Source organism: Oryzomonas rubra (assembly GCF_008369015.1).
Taxonomy (GTDB): domain Bacteria; phylum Desulfobacterota; class Desulfuromonadia; order Geobacterales; family Pseudopelobacteraceae; genus Oryzomonas; species Oryzomonas japonica.
Map to the genome: position 1 here is coordinate 386868 of NZ_SRSD01000003.1, position 16249 is coordinate 403116.

At 58.4% G+C, this 16249-nt stretch carries 14 protein-coding genes; 5 read left to right on the forward strand and 9 right to left on the reverse strand.

Annotated elements, in window-relative coordinates; genetic code table 11:
* Positions 1 to 11 precede the first annotated feature (11 nt).
* Positions 12 to 467 (reverse strand): UPF0158 family protein, encoded by a 456-nt coding sequence (locus ET418_RS06965; RefSeq protein WP_149306857.1) that lies wholly within the window; start codon positions 465 to 467, stop codon positions 12 to 14.
* 58 nt (positions 468 to 525) lie between these two features.
* On the opposite strand from ET418_RS06965, the gene ET418_RS06970 reads away from it, so the two are divergent.
* Positions 526 to 1248 (forward strand): UDP-2,3-diacylglucosamine diphosphatase, encoded by a 723-nt coding sequence (locus ET418_RS06970; RefSeq protein ID WP_149306858.1) that lies wholly within the window; start codon positions 526 to 528, stop codon positions 1246 to 1248.
* A 52-nt stretch (positions 1249 to 1300) separates the two neighbouring features.
* Here ET418_RS06970 and ET418_RS06975 read toward each other — a convergent pair whose 3' ends face one another.
* Positions 1301 to 2689 carry a penicillin-binding transpeptidase domain-containing protein gene (locus ET418_RS06975; RefSeq protein WP_149306859.1) on the reverse strand — a complete coding sequence of 463 codons (1389 nt, stop codon included), beginning with the start codon at positions 2687 to 2689 and terminating at the stop codon, positions 1301 to 1303.
* Between the two features lie 101 nt (positions 2690 to 2790).
* On the reverse strand, positions 2791 to 3819 hold the full coding sequence (locus tag ET418_RS06980) for an LOG family protein (protein WP_149306860.1): 1029 nt from the start codon (positions 3817 to 3819) through the stop codon (positions 2791 to 2793).
* 217 nt (positions 3820 to 4036) lie between these two features.
* Here ET418_RS06980 and ET418_RS06985 point away from each other — a divergent pair, with 217 nt between their 5' ends.
* The 3 genes from ET418_RS06985 (at position 4037) to ET418_RS06995 (ending at position 6850) form a co-directional block, all read left to right on the forward strand.
* The gene (locus ET418_RS06985; protein WP_149306861.1) at positions 4037 to 5623 is read left to right on the forward strand and encodes a peptidylprolyl isomerase; all 1587 of its coding nucleotides are present in this window, start codon (positions 4037 to 4039) and stop codon (positions 5621 to 5623) included.
* 10 nt (positions 5624 to 5633) lie between these two features.
* Positions 5634 to 6524: a phosphoribosylaminoimidazolesuccinocarboxamide synthase gene (locus ET418_RS06990; RefSeq protein ID WP_149306862.1), complete on the forward strand. Its 891-nt coding sequence runs from the start codon at positions 5634 to 5636 to the stop codon at positions 6522 to 6524.
* A gap of 146 nt (positions 6525 to 6670) precedes the next feature.
* Entirely contained in the window at positions 6671 to 6850 is a 180-nt protein-coding gene (locus ET418_RS06995; RefSeq protein ID WP_149306863.1) for an SAP domain-containing protein, read from the forward strand.
* A 59-nt stretch (positions 6851 to 6909) separates the two neighbouring features.
* Here the strand turns inward: ET418_RS06995 and ET418_RS07000 are convergent, their stop codons facing one another.
* From ET418_RS07000 to ET418_RS07025, 6 genes are all read right to left on the reverse strand, one after another.
* Positions 6910 to 7320: a bacteriohemerythrin gene (locus tag ET418_RS07000; RefSeq protein WP_149306864.1), complete on the reverse strand. Its 411-nt coding sequence runs from the start codon at positions 7318 to 7320 to the stop codon at positions 6910 to 6912.
* A 50-nt stretch (positions 7321 to 7370) separates the two neighbouring features.
* Positions 7371 to 9788, reverse strand: a complete 2418-nt coding sequence (locus ET418_RS07005; RefSeq protein WP_149306865.1) for a Lon protease family protein — start codon at positions 9786 to 9788, stop codon at positions 7371 to 7373.
* A gap of 54 nt (positions 9789 to 9842) precedes the next feature.
* Positions 9843 to 11126, reverse strand: a complete 1284-nt coding sequence (locus tag ET418_RS07010; protein WP_149306866.1) for a dihydrolipoamide acetyltransferase family protein — start codon at positions 11124 to 11126, stop codon at positions 9843 to 9845.
* Between the two features lie 149 nt (positions 11127 to 11275).
* Positions 11276 to 12262, reverse strand: a complete 987-nt coding sequence (locus ET418_RS07015; RefSeq protein WP_149306867.1) for an alpha-ketoacid dehydrogenase subunit beta — start codon at positions 12260 to 12262, stop codon at positions 11276 to 11278.
* On the reverse strand, positions 12255 to 13232 hold the full coding sequence (gene pdhA, locus ET418_RS07020) for a pyruvate dehydrogenase (acetyl-transferring) E1 component subunit alpha (protein WP_149306868.1): 978 nt from the start codon (positions 13230 to 13232) through the stop codon (positions 12255 to 12257). The genes ET418_RS07015 and pdhA overlap by 8 nt, the downstream gene beginning before the upstream one ends.
* A gap of 17 nt (positions 13233 to 13249) precedes the next feature.
* Positions 13250 to 14047 carry an HD domain-containing protein gene (locus ET418_RS07025; protein ID WP_149306869.1) on the reverse strand — a complete coding sequence of 266 codons (798 nt, stop codon included), beginning with the start codon at positions 14045 to 14047 and terminating at the stop codon, positions 13250 to 13252.
* Positions 14048 to 14125: 78 nt separating this feature from the next.
* Between ET418_RS07025 and ligA the strand changes: the two genes are divergently transcribed.
* The gene (gene ligA, locus ET418_RS07030; protein WP_149306870.1) at positions 14126 to 16246 is read left to right on the forward strand and encodes an NAD-dependent DNA ligase LigA; all 2121 of its coding nucleotides are present in this window, start codon (positions 14126 to 14128) and stop codon (positions 16244 to 16246) included.
* Positions 16247 to 16249: the final 3 nt, after the last annotated feature.

A 16249-nucleotide genomic window follows, 5' to 3' on the forward strand; every position in this document is an offset into this window, starting at 1 on the left:
GGCCGCCTTCCTTACATACGCGATGAAAGCAGCGTTTCCGAATCAACCGTGAACAGATTGTTTTCGTCGAGCCAGGTTTTGACCCTGCTGGCAAGGAAATCGTCCTTCATTGCCCCGAGCCGTTCCTCCTCTTCGGGGAAAAAGGAAAGGATCTCCTTGATGTTGCCATAGGGTTTTCTACCGGCCAAGGAGCCATTGAGTATGCTGCGCAGGCTCGGATCCTGGATGGCCCCGATGAAGCCGGACATGAGCTGTCGTTCGACGCCGTAATCGAAGCGGGGGATCTCCAGAAAGCGATCACGGCCGGTATCCATCTGCTGCCAGACATCCTCGTCCTCCAACGTGGTCGGAATGAAGAACACCTCGCCGGTATAGCGGTCGAGAAAGTATACCCGGTCGCTCTGCCCGCTGGTGAAGGCGTCCATCAGTTCATCCCAGACAATTTCCACATTATGTATAATAGCCATGACGCCTGTTCCTCTTATCCTGTTGACATATCATGCAAGTGACAGCACAATCCCCGGCATGCGAACCATCTTCCTGGCCGATGCCCACCTGAAAGCGCCGACGGACCCGAATTACCGTTTGCTGCTCCGTTTTCTCGATTCCCTGAAGGGGAACACGGAAACCCTTTTCATCATGGGCGACCTGTTTGACTTCTGGGTCGGCTTCCCCTCCCACCCATTCCGCCAGTACGACGCCGTGCTGGAGGCCCTTCTGGACCTGACCCGCAACGGCTGCCGCATCGTATACTTCGAAGGCAACCACGACTTCCACCTGGGCACGATCTTCAGCAAGCACCTGAAGACCGAAATCCACTCTGGCCCGGCAACCGTGATGGTGCAGGGAAAGCGGCTCCTGCTCTGCCATGGCGACCAGATCAACCGGGAAGACCGAGGCTACCGCCTGCTACGTTTCTTGTTGCACAATCGCCTGGTTGCCTCCGCCGTCCGGCATTTTCCGCCATCCCTGGCGCTGAAGGTCAAGGAACGCCTGCAACGCACCAGTCAATCCGGCTACCAGGCCAAACGGAAGCGCTGGAACTACCAGGAGATCATCCTCACCTTCGCCCGCTCAGCGCAACAGCAGGGGTACAACGGGCTTGTTACCGGCCATTTCCACCTGGCGTTTCGTCAGGAACTGGCCTCCCCACCCTTTACCGTCCTCTCCCTGGGGGACTGGATGGAACAGTTCACCTACGGCGAGATGCGGAACGGGGAGCTGCACCTGCTCACCTACCGGCCATAGCGCCATAACGTAACAAGAGCACTGAAAACTCCGGCTGTTTTTCAACAGCCTGTCAGTGCCTGAAAAATTCCTCCAGTGCCTGTTCCCCCACCTGGGCAGACTTGATCTTCCACCGGTCCTGGTTAATGACCAGCGCCACCAGGGCTATGCGCGGCTCATGGGCCGGCGCGTAGGCTGCAAACCAGGAATAATGCCCCTTGGGTGAGATTCCGTCGATGGAACCGGTCTTGGCGGCGATATCGATCCCGGCCAGCATCGGCCGGCCCCGGCGATCATGGAAGGCGCGCCGGGAGGTGCCACGGGTAACGGTATTGGAGAGCATCTGGGTGAGGGACGCCGCCGTTTCGGGCGACACGAGCCGACGGAGCTCACGGGGCTTATGCCCATCCTTTTCCGTCCCCGCGGCGCTGACAACCTTGTCGGTCAGGGTCGGGACCATCATCCGTCCCTGATTGGCGATGGCCCCCATGATCACCGCCGCGTGCAGGGGCGATATCTTGACCTCGTGGTCGAGGCCTGCGCCCATCAACATCAAGGCATGGCCCGGCTGGGGGTCGCTGGTCTTGCTTGCCTTGACCGGGACGCCCGGGAAAAGCGCCTGGTTGAAGCCGAATTTATGCACGTACTCCATGACGGACGCCTTGCCGACGATATTGTTGGCGACCCGGCCGTAAACCGGGTTGATGGACTTGCCCATGGCATAGCCCACATCCATGCGGTTGTTGTTGCCCCTGGGGCTGATATCCCAGTAGCGGGGGTTCTCCGAATAGGGGGCGCCCCGAAACTCGACCACCGTTTGGGGGGTGATCTTCTTGTTTTCCAAGGCGGCGGAAGCGATGATGATCTTGAACAGCGACGCCATTGGATAGAGATCGAAGAACGCGGATTGCGGCCACTGGGGATCGACGGAAGAATAGGACGTCATGGCCAGGATTCGGCCGGTTGACGGTTCGATGGCCACAAATACCCCGAACGGCACCTGCTTTTGGGCCATGAAATCGTGAACCCGCTTCTGCAAATCGTCCTTGATGGTGTAGTGCAGGGTGTCGCCGCCCGCGCTGCGGGCCGTGAGCTGTCCATCGTTCACGACCGCCGTGTCGAACAGGCGCACGGCAGACTCAAAACTGCCACTGGCCGGGGGCTTGGCCGCCTCGGCCGCTTTGATGTCGGGAGTGGAGTGGGAATGGAGCCAGAGCGTCACCGCCCGCACCATGTGGGGTGACTTCTGGTACACAAGGGCGCAAACCGGCGTCAGCGCCAGCACAACGGCCAGAAACAGGAGGATATGCTTCAGCTGTTCGCGACGTTTGCCTACCGGGATGGGTAGCCGCAAGACCGTGCGTTCGCCAGAGTCCTTGATTTTCCTGTTGCTGCGATAGAAGCCGAAAAAACGGAAGGCGGAAAACTGCTTTTTTCTGGATAGATGTTTAAGGTCCTGCATGGCGTTCCGGGAATAGAGAGTCCGAGTAAGATAATGAGACTATACCGCCAATCGGCGACCTTTGTCAACGAATGCCGGGCGCGTTCATGAGAGCGTTTGCCTCAGAAGGTGTTTATCCGGTGAATAAAGGCCAGCAGCAGGCCGTAGTGGTGGTGGTTGAACTTCATGGTTATACGCGGCAGGGCGATCAGGTCGGGCTGATCGGCCTCTTCGGGCATTGCCCCGCAGCAGACGATATGTTCGCCGTCCTGGAGCAATTCGGGGAACTCTTCCTCAAGGGTGCGGATCTGTTCCGGGGCCAGCTCCTTGTTCAACCGGATGACAAGACGGTGGTCGATGAAACGCATGGAGTGATAGATGCGGTAAAAGGTTTCGATGGCCTCTGCCGCTTCCTGTTCGTCCTTGGTGATGGTGAACAGGGAAAAATCCTCCCCGGAAATAAAGCCTTTCACCAGCAGGCTCTGTTTGACAAAGGCGAAGAACTGCTCCCAGTAGCCCCCCTCGTCGTCCACCAGGATCAGCGGTTTGGGCGAGGTCTTGCCGGTCTGGATCAGGGTGAATACCTCCATGGCCTCGTCCAGGGTGCCGAAACCGCCGGGGAAAACGGCGATGGCGTCGGCCTCCTTGACGAAAGCCACCTTGCGGTTGAAGAAGTATTTATAGGTGATCAGGCGCGGGTTGCGGTACATGACCGGGTTTGGCTGCTGTTCGAAGGGGAGCCGGATATTGACGGCAAAAGAATTCTCGCTGCCCGCCCCCTCGTTGCCGGCCTGCATGATACCGGGGCCGCCCCCGGTGATGATCATGTAGCCGTTATCCGCCAGGATGCGGCTGAAGCGGACGCATTTCCGGTACATCTCCTCATCCCGCCCGGTACGGGCCGAGCCGAAGATGGTGACCTTCTTGCGGCCGCGATACGGACCGAAAACCCGGGCCGTGAACCGCATCTCGCGCAACGTGCGGTTGATCAGCTTGAGATCCGCAGGATAATCGACCTCCTGCCCGATCTTGAGGGCCGACAGGATCATCTCGCGGGTGATCTCGGCGTGGTGAATGTCGCCGACCGCCTCGACCAGCCGGTTGATCAACTGGTCGATTTCGGCGTTGGGCCGTGAAAAGCTGAGTTCCATTACCACATCCCTGTGATTGGATTCGGAATCTGATCGCTCACCCTACCACAGGTCCGGGCGCAAATCAAACGCCGCAAAGAGGGCTCATCCGCCCGATCGTGGAGCCAAACAAGCATCTTGCATTCGGGTGGGACGTATAGTAGTATTTGTTTTCTTTTTCTTCCGCCACTAGGGCACTTATCCACGAAAACCAATCTATTCAAGGAGTATTTCGGCCATGCTGGACTTCATCCGCAAGAAGAAGGAATCCTTCATCATCAAGATCGTGTTCGTCGTCATCGTGCTTTCCTTTATCGGCACCATGTTCCTGGTATGGGGCAAGGGGAGCGAGGGTGTCAGCGGACGCGGGGGGTACGCGGCCAAGGTCAACGGCACCAAAATCCCCCTGGAAGAATACCAGAACGCCTATCAGCGCATCCGCACCATCTACCAGCAGATCTACGGCCAATCCATCACCCCCGACATGGAAAAGGCCCTGGGGCTGAAAAAGGTGGCCCTGGACAGCCTGATCGACAACTTTCTGATCGCCAAGGAAGCCAAGTCCATGGGGATCAAGGTATCCAAGGAAGAGGTGGCCAACTCCATTGAAGCCGTGCCGACCTTCCAGAAAGACGGAAAGTTCAATTTTGACCTGTACCAGCAGCTGTTGCGGAGCAACCGCCTGACCCCCAAGGACTTCGAGGAGGGACAGAAGCAGGACCTACTGCTTTCCAAGACCCGCCAGGCCATCAAGGACAAGGCCACGGTCAGTGACGACGAGGCCCTGGCCCAATACAAAAAGGAAAACGACAAGATCGAACTGGAGTACGTGTCCTATGCGCCGAATGAAGTGATCTCCGAGGTGAAGCCGACCGATGCGGAACTGAACGACTATCTGCAGAGAAACCAGAACGAGTTCAAGACACCTGAGAAAACGGCTCTTTCCTACATCCTGCTCGATCCGGCCGCCCAGGCCGCAAAGCTGACGGTCTCCGAAGAGGAGATTCAGACCTTCTACCAGAAGAACATCGACCGCTGGCAGGGCAAAGACGGTATCCTGCCCCTCAAAGAGGTAAAGGAAAAGGTCAAGGCCGACGCCCTCCGGCAGAAGGCCACCAAGCAGGCCTTTGAACTGGCGGCCGATACCCTCTACAAACATACCAAGTCGAACGATCTGAAACAGATCGCCGGGCAATTGAACCTCAAGGTACAGGAAACGCCGCTGTTCGACGCCAATGCCCCGGCGGCCGCCCTGGCCGGTGAGACGGCCGTTATCAAAAAGGCCTTTGAACTCAAGGTGGGCGAATTGGGCGGCCCGATCGAAACCCCCAAGGGCATTTACATCATCAAGGCCAGGGAACGCAAGGCCTCGGTCGTCCCGCCGCTCAGCGAGATCAGGGCGACTATAGAAGTGAAGGTCAAGGCCGCCAAGGCGGTGGAACTGGCCAAGAAAAAGGCTGCCGACGCGGCCCGGCAGCTTGCCGCCAAAGGGGCGCTCAAGGCCCAGACCACCGGCACGTTCGGCTTCTCGGACAAAGGCAACATCCCGGTGATCGGCAACGCCCCCGACCTGATGGAGGCGGCCTTCAAACTGACCGCGGCAGCGCCGGTAACCAACGAACCGTTCAAGGTAGGCAACCGCTGGTATGCGGCACGCCTCAAACAACGCATCGAAGCCCCGAAGGCGGACTTCGACAAAACCAAACAGCAGCTCAAGCTGAAAATGCTGCCCAAGAAACAGGAAGAAGCGCTGGCCGCCTGGGTAAAGGGCCTCAGGAACAAGGCCAAAATCGAGATCAACCAGACGCTTATTGCTGAAAAATAGGAGAGAGATCATGTCACAACCAGTTTTACAGACCAATTTTCCCGGCCTGAATCTCATCGCCCGGGGCAAGGTGCGCGACATCTATGACCTGGGGGACACCCTGTTGTTGGTCACATCGGACCGTATCTCAGCCTTTGACGTAATCATGAACGAACCGATCCCGGACAAGGGTTTCGTGCTGACCCAGATATCCGCCTTCTGGTTCCGCCAGATGGAGGACATCGTCAAGAACCACATCATCTCCACCGATGTGGCCGATTACCCGGCGGCGTGCCGGCCCTATGCCGATGTACTTGCGGGGCGTTCCATGCTGGTGAAAAAGGCCAAACCGTTGCCTGCGGAGTGTATCGTGCGCGGTTATGTTTCCGGTTCCGGCTGGAAAGCCTACAAGGACACCGGCTCTATCTGCGGCATCAAGCTTCCGGCCGGGCTCCAGGAGTCGGACCAGTTGCCTGAACCGATCTTCACCCCTTCCACCAAGGCAGAACTGGGCACCCATGACGAAAACATCTCCTTCGAAAAGATGGCTGAAATCTGCGGCCGTGAACTGGCAGAGCAGGCTCGCGACTATACCATCAGGATCTATACCCGGGCTCGTGACCTGGCCGCCCAGAAGGGCATCATCATTGCCGACACCAAATTCGAATTCGGCGTGTATGAGGGCGAACTGATCATCATCGACGAGTGCATGACCCCGGACTCCAGTCGTTTCTGGCCGAAGGATCTCTACAAGCCGGGCGGCCAGCAGCCCAGCTTTGACAAGCAATTCCTGCGGGACTATCTGGAAACCCTCGATTGGGGCAAAACAGCCCCTGCCCCGCCCCTGCCGGCGGAGATCATCGAAAAGACCGCCGAAAAGTACCGCGAGGCGCTCTTCCGCATCGCCGGCATCCGCGCATAACCAGCGTTTTCAAACCATGCAAAAAGGGCGGGCCAGTGGCCCGCCCTTTTTGTTTACGATTTTTTTACGCAACCGTTGTGGAGATTTTACCAAGCTGCGTTATTATCTTACGAGATGTCATCACCAAGATGATGGGAGAACACGGTATGAAGCTTGATGAAATCAAGGAACGGGCGAAACAGCTCAACATCAAGACAGGCAAGATGAAAAAGGCTGAGCTGGTACGCACCATCCAGCAGGCCGAAGGGAACGAACAGTGCTTCGATTCCGGCAAAGCCGTCACGTGCGGCCAGGACAACTGCCTCTGGCGGGAGGATTGCGACTGATAACGGGGAACGGGCACGGAGCCATCCCTACCGCCCCGGGAGCAATCGCCCCGTTCCCATTATTGCGCCCTGTTGGCCCGCAGGTACTTGCCCAACTCCGCATCAACCTTGGAGATGTGGTTGATCAGCCATTTGAGCAGCATGTTGTTGGTCTCCGTCACATGATGGACGGCCACCCCTTCTGACTTTATCTCGTCCTTGACCGCCTTTACCCGGGCGATGAATCCGTCATGCTCTTTTTTATGGGCGGCATAGGCGGGATAATTGCTGCTTCTCTGGATGCTCTCTTCGTCGCTGAAGTGGCTGATCACATAGTCATCGAGAAACCCCAAAAGCCTCCGCAATTCATCCATCCCCTTGCCCGCCTCGCAGGCCTTGAGCAGGCTGTCGAAACGTGCAAGCAACTCCTTATGCTGATTGTCGATCTCCGGTACGCCGATTGCCAGCGACTCTCTCCACGCGATTCCCATACCCAATACCCCTCTTTGACCGTCTTAAATCACAGGTCGGTCAACCCGACTCATTTTCTTGGTTTTCTTTTACCCTTTTCTTCTTGTTTTTGCAACAGCTCCGCCATCCGCCCCAGACGGGCATCCACCAAATGGTACAGCGTCCCTTTGGGAAAGGCGCCGTTCTTGGCCCGCGCTCCGGCGGGCATGCCGGTCAGGATCTCGATCCCCTGTTCGATGGTCTCCACGCTCCAGATGTGGAATTGGCCCGCCGCAACGGCGGCCACCACGTCATCATGCAGCATCAGATTCCGTTCATTGGCCTTGGGAATCAGGACCCCCTGCCGCCCGGTCAGCCCCTTGGACTTGCAGACCGCAAAGAAGCCCTCGATCTTGTAGTTGGCCCCGCCGATGGGCTGGATGACACCCCGCTGGTTAACGCTGCCGGTCACCGCGATTCCCTGCTTGATCGGGACATCGGACAAGGCGGACAGCAGGGCGTACAGTTCGGTGGAGGAGGCGCTGTCCCCCTCGACGCCGTCGTAGGACTGTTCGAAACAGATGGAAGCGGAGAGGGACAAGGGATACTTGGCGGCAAAGGTCCCTCCCAGATACCCGGTCAGGATCAGGACCCCCTTGTCGTGGATCGGGCCGGAGAGCTTGACCTCCCGCTCCACGTTGACCATGCCGGCCTGCCCGGTGTAGACCCGGGCGGTGATGCGCGAGGGACGGCCAAAGGTGTGGTCGCCGAGGGACATCACCGACAGGCCGTTGATCTGGCCGGCCACCTCCCCGTCCGTATCCACCATGATGGTGCCGTCGTCGTACAGCTCCTGCAGGCGTTCTTCGATGCGGTTCACCCGGTAAAGCTTTTCATCGGCGGCGCGCTGCACATCGGCGCTGTTCACGATGCCATGGCCGTCTTTCTGGGCCCAGAAAGCAGCCTCACGGATAAAATCGGCGATCTCCATGAACTGGGAGGAGAGTTTTTCCTGGTCCTCTACCATGCGGGCGGTGTACTCCAACAGGCGGGCGACGCCGCTCCGGTCGAAATGGAGCAGTTTTTCGCACCGGCAGTGGGTGGCCACGAACAGGGCGTAGTCCCGCATGATCTCCGGCGTGCGGGCGACCCGGCTGTCGAACTCGGCCTTGACCTTGAAGAATTTGCGGTAATCCGGGTCCAGGTGGAACAGCAGGTAGTAGATCCAGGGGGTGCCCACCAGGATGATCTTGGTCTGGAGCGGCACCGGTTCCGGCTTCAGGGATACCATGGTCATGAACCGGTACTGTTCCAGCACGTCCTCGATCCTGATCTCGCCGGTCCGGATGCAGCGTTTGAGCGAGTCCCACACAAAGGGGTTGATCAGCACCTCACGGGCGTCGATCACCAGATAGCCGCCATTGGCCCGGTGGAGCGCCCCGGACCTGATCATGGTGAAATCGGTCACCGCCACCCCGCCGTACTGCATGACGTGCTCGATACGGCCAAAGAGATTGTTGTAGGTGGGATTCGACTCGAAGATAACCGGCGCGCCCTTGGCCTCCCGATTGTCCACCAGCACGTTGACCTCGTAGCGTTCAAAGGTCGGCTCCTGGCGCGGCATCTTCAGCCCCGGGATCTGGGATTGGGGCGCCTGGGGTTTGAAATCCTCAAGATTATTGAGGATATCCTCCTGTACCGCCTCAAGATAGGCCAACACCTTGGGAAACTCGCCATACTTCTGGCGCAGCGGGTCGAGACGATGCCCCAGGCACGACATGCCCAATTCGCGGTCGGCCTGGGAGAGTGCGTCCTTGGTCGCCTTTTCGCTTTCCCGTACCTGACGCAGCACCTCGTTCAACCGTTCCGTCAGTTCCTTGCCGTCCTTTTCCAGCTTTTCGCGCTTTTTCTGGGGCAGCCCCTCATACTCCTCCTGGGTGTAGTTGCGCCCCTCCTTCTGGGGGACGACCACCAGCCCGGAGACCGTTCGCTGCAGGGTGAAACCGCGTTTCCCGCACTCCTTTTCAAGCACCTGAAACAGTTCGCTATTGGTGGCCTGATAGGTTTCCAGTATCTCGGCGCGACGGTTCTCGTACTCCCTGCTTTCCAATGCCTTGGGGATATCCTCCTTGAAGGCCTCGATCAACTCCTTCATGTCCGCGGCCAGTTCGCTGCCCATGCCGGCCGGCAGCGACAGGGATACCGCCGCATCGTGATCCTTGAAATTATGGACGTACAACCAGTCGCAGGGTTGGGGCTCGCTTGCGGTCCGTTTCCTGAGGATGCTGCGGATGGTCGAGGCCCTGCCGGTGCCGGTCTCGCCCGAGATGTAGAGATTGAAGCCGGTGCCCTGCATACCGAGTCCAAACTCGATCGAGCGCAGGGCTCGTTCCTGGCCGATGGCGTCTTCCAGGTCGGGAAGATCTTCGGTGGTCTCGAAATCGAAGGTGTGGGGATCGCACGTCCAACGGAGCTTTTCAGCAGGTATGAGCAGTTTGGTGGATGACATGGGGGTCTCCTGCACAAGGGAAATGGGAATCATGCTCCATGGCCGGCGGTTATGTCACGGCGAACCATGGGCGGCCAGCAACAAAACCGGGTGTTCCAGAACATGGCGCAATTCGGCCAGGAACCTGGCGGCATAGGCGCCGTCCACCACGCGGTGGTCGCTCGACAGGGTGACCCGCATGGTGGGGGCCACACAAAGCTGACCGTTTCTGACCACGGGCCGCTCGGTCACTGCGCCCACAGCCAGGATGGCGACCTGCCCCGGCACGATCAGGGCATCGAATTCGTCCACACCGTACATGCCCAGGTTGGAGAGGGAAAAGCCGCCACCCGACATCTCTTCGGAGGTGAGCCGTCCGCTTCTGGCCTTGTCCGCCAGGCGGGCGGCCTCGCGCTCGATCTCCGCAGCCCCCAGGCGCGAGCAATCCCTGACCACCGGCATCAAAAGGCCATCAGGCAACGCCACGGCAAAGCTGATGTTGACCGGCCCGTCGGCACTACCGGCCATGAGCAGCGGAAAACCTTGCAGGGCAACGCCGCAGGCCTTGAGCAGCAGGGCATGGTAGCCGACCGGCCCGTCGCTCCCCTTCAGCTCGCTCACCACCTCGCGGCAGGCCTCCATCCCCACCTCCACCGTAGCGGTGAAATAAGGAATCTCCCGCCAGGAGCGGCTGACCGTGGCGGCAATGGCCTGGCGCATGGCGCTCGAAGCCGGCAGGCCGGCAGGCGAGGCGGCCTCCGGCGGGCCAGGGGGAACAGAAGCCGAATCAGTGGCCGGAATAGGGGCTGCCTGCGGTTCAGGGGCTTGTGCCGGTTGTGCCGCCGGTGCCGCCAGGTCTTCCTGAAGAATCCTTCCCTCGGGGCCGCTGCCGTGCACCAGGGAGAGATCGATGCCCATCTCCCGCGCCATGCGGCGCACCAGGGGCGACGCCTTGTCGTGATCGTCCCTATCGTGGCCCGTCGGCGCGGGGGAGGCCGGCGCCGCGGGCTGCGGCGGGAGCGCGGCATCCTGGGGCGGTGGGACCGGCGGATTCGCGGGGACAGGTGCGACAACTGCCGCGGCCGTTGGGGAAGGCGCTTCCGTCTCGGCCGCCAGTTCGCCCGGTTCGCCGATCAACCCGAGCACCGTGCCGACCGGGACGTTTTCGCCCTCGTTAGCCATGGTTTTAAGCAGGACACCCGAGGCAAACGCCTCCAGTTCCATGACCGCCTTGTCGGTTTCCACCTCGGCGATCACCTCACCGCGCTCGACCCGCTCGCCCACCTTCTTGCGCCAACCGATGAAACTCCCCTCGGTCATGGTATCCGATAGTTTGGGCATGGTGATTTCAGTTGCCATAGTGCGTTATCCCTTTCTTTCCCAGATGGCACTGCTATCAACCACCCCCAGCCCCTCCTTATCAAGGAGGGGAGCTTATAGTCCCCCTCCTGATTCAGGAGGGGTTAGGGGTGGTTAGGTTATCGGCTTGTGTTTGAATGCCTTTAAAATCAATAACGGCCGTTCACGACGTCCTTCACGGCCTGGACGATGGTTTCCGCCTGGGGGATGCAGAGCTTCTCGATCTTGCGCGAGTAGGGCATGGGTACGTCCAGCCCCGAAACGCGCCTGACCGGCGCCTGCAGGAGATCGAAACAGTTCTCGAAGATCCGGCTGGCGATCTCGGCCCCCAGGCCGCAGGTGCGCCAGCACTCCTCCACCACCACCGCCCGGCCGGTCTTTTTCACCGAGGCCATGATGGTATCGTCGTCCAGGGGTGCCAGGCTGCGCAGATCCACCACCTCGCAGGAGATCCCCTCCTTGGCCAACTCCTCGGCCGCCTGCAAGGCCAGCACGGTCATGCGGGCATAGGCCACGATGGTGACCTGTTCCCCCGGCCGCTTGACGGCGGCCTTGCCGATGGGGACCAGAAACTCGGGATCTTCCGGCACCTCCCCCTTGCTGTTGTAGAGCAACTCGTGCTCCAGGAAGATGACCGGGTTGTTGTCCCGGATAGCGCTCTTCAGAAGCCCCTTGGCATCGGCCGGCGTGGCGGGATAGAGCACCCGCATCCCGGGGCAGTGCATGAAAAAGGTCTCCAGGCTTTGGGAATGCTGGGCGCCCAGTTGGCTCCCCCCTCCGCCCGGCATGCGGATCGTCATGGGCACCGTTGCCTGACCGCCGAACATGTAATGGATCTTGGCCATGTGGTTGACGATCTGATCCATGGCCAGGAGGGCGAAGTTGACGGTCATCAGCTCGGCCACCGGGCGCAAGCCCCCCATGGCGGCCCCCACGGCCACACCGATGATGGTATTCTCCGAGATGGGCGTATCCTTGACCCGCTCCTCGCCGAACTCGGACAGCAGCCCGCGGGTCACCTTGAAGGAGCCCTCGTAGAGCGCCACATCCTCGCCCAGGACCACCACGGACGGGTCGCGGCGCATCTCTTCCTTGAGGGCCAGATTGATTGCATCACGATAGGTCATTTCAGACATAGATATCCTCCCGAACCTCGCTATCCTCCGGCCAGGGCGACTCTTCGGCGAAGGTGACCGCTTCCTCCACCTTTACCGTGCAACGTGCCTCGATGGCGTCCAGGGCCTCGCGGGTGGCGATCCCCTCCTCCAGCAGGCGTTTGGCAAAGCTGGGCAGGGGATCGCGGGATTTCCATAGTTCATGTTCGGCCGCCGAACGGTATTTCCCCGGATCGGACATGGAATGCCCCCGGAAACGGTAGGTGGTCGCCTCGATGAAGTAAGGACGACCAGTTTCCCGCACCTTCTCGGCGGCGTACTTCACCGCCTTGTAGACCGCGATCACGTCCATGCCGTCGACCTTTTCGGAGGGGATGTCATAGCCGCAGGTGCGGCGGTGGATGGAGGCCAGGGCCGAGGAGCGGTGCACCTCGGTGCCGATGCCGTAGAAGTTGTTCTCGCAGATGAAGAGCACCGGCAACTCCCACAGCTGGGCCCAGTTGAGGGATTCGTGGAAGGTCCCCTGGTTGACCGCGCCATCGCCGAAGAAGCAGGCGGTGATGCGGTCCTCGTTCCGGTACTTGGCGCTGAAGGCCAGCCCGACCGAGATGGGGAACTGGCCGCCGACGATGGCGTAGCCTCCCATGAAATTCAGGGAGGGATCGAAGAGGTGCATGGAGCCCCCTTTCCCCTTGCAGAGGCCGGTGGCCTTGCCGAACAGCTCAGCCATGACCCGCTTCGGGTCGGCGCCCCGTACGATGGCCTGGGCGTGCTCACGGTAGGCCGAGAGGATATAGTCCTCTTTGTGCAGGCCGGCCGTCGCCCCGACCGCCACGGCCTCCTGGCCGCTGTACAGGTGCAGGAACCCGGTGATATTGCCCTTGGTATACTGTTCGGCGCAATGTTCCTCGAATTCCCGCGAAAGAAACATCTGCTCGTAGAGCCTCAGCAACTCCTGATCCGGCAAAACCATGCGTAGTTTGGTTTCCATCATCGCCTCCGCTTTGGTCACTGGGTTTGAAAATTTTCCGCCCGCCGGGCGGCCTCCTGCCGAATATGTCCGATGGCTGCCCCGATATCCAGTTTACCATTGATGGTGCCTGCCAGGCGAGTGATATAGTCGCGCTCCAGCAGCAGGCGATAGGACGAGGCAAAACCAAGGTCCAGTGCCCAGGAAATTTGCAAGAGCTTGAAGTCGTTGAGGACCCGGCACAGGTCCAGTCTGACGACCTGGTGGGCCAGAAAGGCGTCCCGGCAGGCGGGCGTGCACCCCGGCAGATCGGGTAAATCCAGGGTGGCGGCGGAGGCCCGCCGCTCTTCCGGCAGCGTGAAGAGTTCGAGAAATACGCGCCAGATATCCAGCTTGTCCGCATCCCGGATCAGCCGCATGAACAGCCGGGTCGGCGAACTGACCCGTTGGGGCAGTTCCAGGAGGTTGTGAAAATGCACCGCCTCCTCGATCAGCAGGCGCTCGGCGGGATCAAGGCCGTCCAGCAGGTGGTGCTCCCGCAGGACCTCCACCGAGAGCCGGGCATGGTTGTCGGACTGGCTGTCGCGAAAGGTGCGCCAGCGCCGGTACTGGGGAAAACGGCCCACGTCGTGCAGCAGGGCGATGGCCCCTGCAATGCGGGCCTCGTTTGCCGAAAGCCTTTCGCCGGTTGCCAGAATGTCGCTGACCGCACATACCTTGCGGGTGTGTTCGATCTTGAGCTGAATATTTACAAGCCCTTCCGGGTCGGTATCGAGAAAGGTGCGGGTATAGTCGTCGAACCATTGACTGATATCCGCAACATGCTGTTGTTCCATGAATCTTCCGTTTCTTGAAATTCCTGAAATAATACTGTAATCTGCGGTGAAGTCAAACGCTTACCCACGGAGCACCCCATGCCGTTGTCGCAACTAACCGAACCAGACAAGAATATTATCGAAATACGCATTAATCATTTGCGTCAACTCATAACACACCATAACCGCCTCTACTACGAGAATACTCCGCCCCAACCAGAAATTAGCGATTCCGATTATGATGCGCTCTTCAAGGAATTGCAGGAACTGGAGACGAGATTTCCGGAGTTTCAATCTCCGGACAGCCCGACCCAAACAGTTGGCGGCTTTGCTTCTGAGGGATTCAAAAAGGTCCTGCATGCATTGCCGATGTTATCAATTGAGAACAAACCGGTTACAAAGCTGCTTTCTGAAGTAAGGAATATTATCAAGGAATTAAAAGACGAATCCCAACCGATTGACGTAGTCGCCGAACCGAAAATAGATGGCCTGTCCTGTTCCATCCGTTACGAAAAGCATCAATTGGTTCGCGCGGCAACCAGAGGTGACGGCCTCGAAGGCGAGGACATTACTGAAAATGTTCGTTCCATTAGTGAGATACCTAAAACACTCCCGCACGAAGCGCCGGAGATAGTAGAAATTCGGGGCGAAGTCTACATGTCGAATTCCGATTTTGAGCTTTTCGCATCGCAGCAAAAAGGACTCGGCGAAAAGCCCCCAGAAAATCCACGTAATGCAGCGGCAGGGAGTCTGCGCCAGCTTGACCCTTCTGTGACGGCATCACGGCCGCTCCGTTTCTTTGCCTATGCATGGGGCGAACTTTCCTCGCCTTTTGCGGAAACTCAGTGGGATGCCTTGCAGGCCCTGCATCGATGGGGGTTCAAGGTAAGTGATGATATTAGTCTGTTACACTCTTTAGATGAAATGCTTTTGTATTTTGAGGAAATGCAGGAACGCCGCGGAGAGCTTGATTTTACTATCGATGGGATAGTCTACAAACTTAATAGCCTGTCGCTACAAGAGCAGGTGGGACAAACCAACCGGGCTCCCCGCTGGGCCGTGGCCCAGAAGTTCCCTCCGGAAAAGCGAGAGACGATTCTACAAAAAATTGCCATCTCTGTTGGTCGAAGCGGGGCACTGACACCTGTTGCGGAACTTTTGCCAGTTCGTCTGCTTGGTACAACTGTTTCAAATGCGACCCTGCACAATCAGGACGAAATCGAATGTAAGGATTTTCGAGAAGGCGACACTGTAGTAGTGCAGCGTGCAGGGGATGTGATTCCCCAAGTTGTCTCTGTAGTTCTTGAAAAAAGACAACCAGATGCTGTGCCGTTTGTTTTTCCCCCAGACTGCCCGATCTGTGGCAGCAAAGCCGTTCGGGAACCCAAAGAAGCGGTCTGGAAATGTACGGGGGGGCTAACCTGCCCCGCACAATCCCTGGAAAGACTGAAGCATTTCGTATCTCGTGATGCCTTCAACATTGAGGGGCTCGGTGAAAAAAACATCGAACTTTTTTACGACAAAGGATTGATAGCGTCTCCCGTCGATATTTTTCGGCTTGAAGCGCTGCTGTCTCTGCCTACTCTCTGGCAGCAGGCATCAAGCCACACACCACTGGAACAATGGGATGGCTGGGGAGAACTCTCCGCCAACAATCTTTTTAAGGCCATCCGGGCCAAGAAAAAAATCCCGCTGGACCGATTTATCTATTCACTTGGCATCCCCCAGGTCGGAGAGGTAACAGCTAAGTTGCTAGCTGATAACTATGTCAGTCTAGAAAACTGGAGAGACTCCATGGGCTGTGCAGGGGATAAAAAATCGGAAGCGTATCGGCACCTCATAGCAATAGACGGCATTGGGCCGATTGTTGCGGAAGAGATACTAAGTTTTTTTGCCGAAGATCATAATATCCAAGTCCTTGATTCGTTAAAAAAGCATCTCACAGTCGAAGATTATGCCAAACCAGCCAAGGTGTCTTCACCTATTTCTGGTAAGATTGTCATATTTACGGGCGAGTTGGAGAAACGTAGCCGCAAGGCAGCAAAAATAGAAGCCGAAAAATTAGGAGCAAAGGTGGCAAGCACCGTCTCTTCAAAAACTGATTTTGTTGTTGTTGGAGCACAAGCAGGTCCGAAAAAAATAGAAAAGATCAAAGAACTTGGCATCAAAGTCTTGTCTGAAAGTGAGTGGGATCTACTGATTAATGGAGATGGAGAATAAACA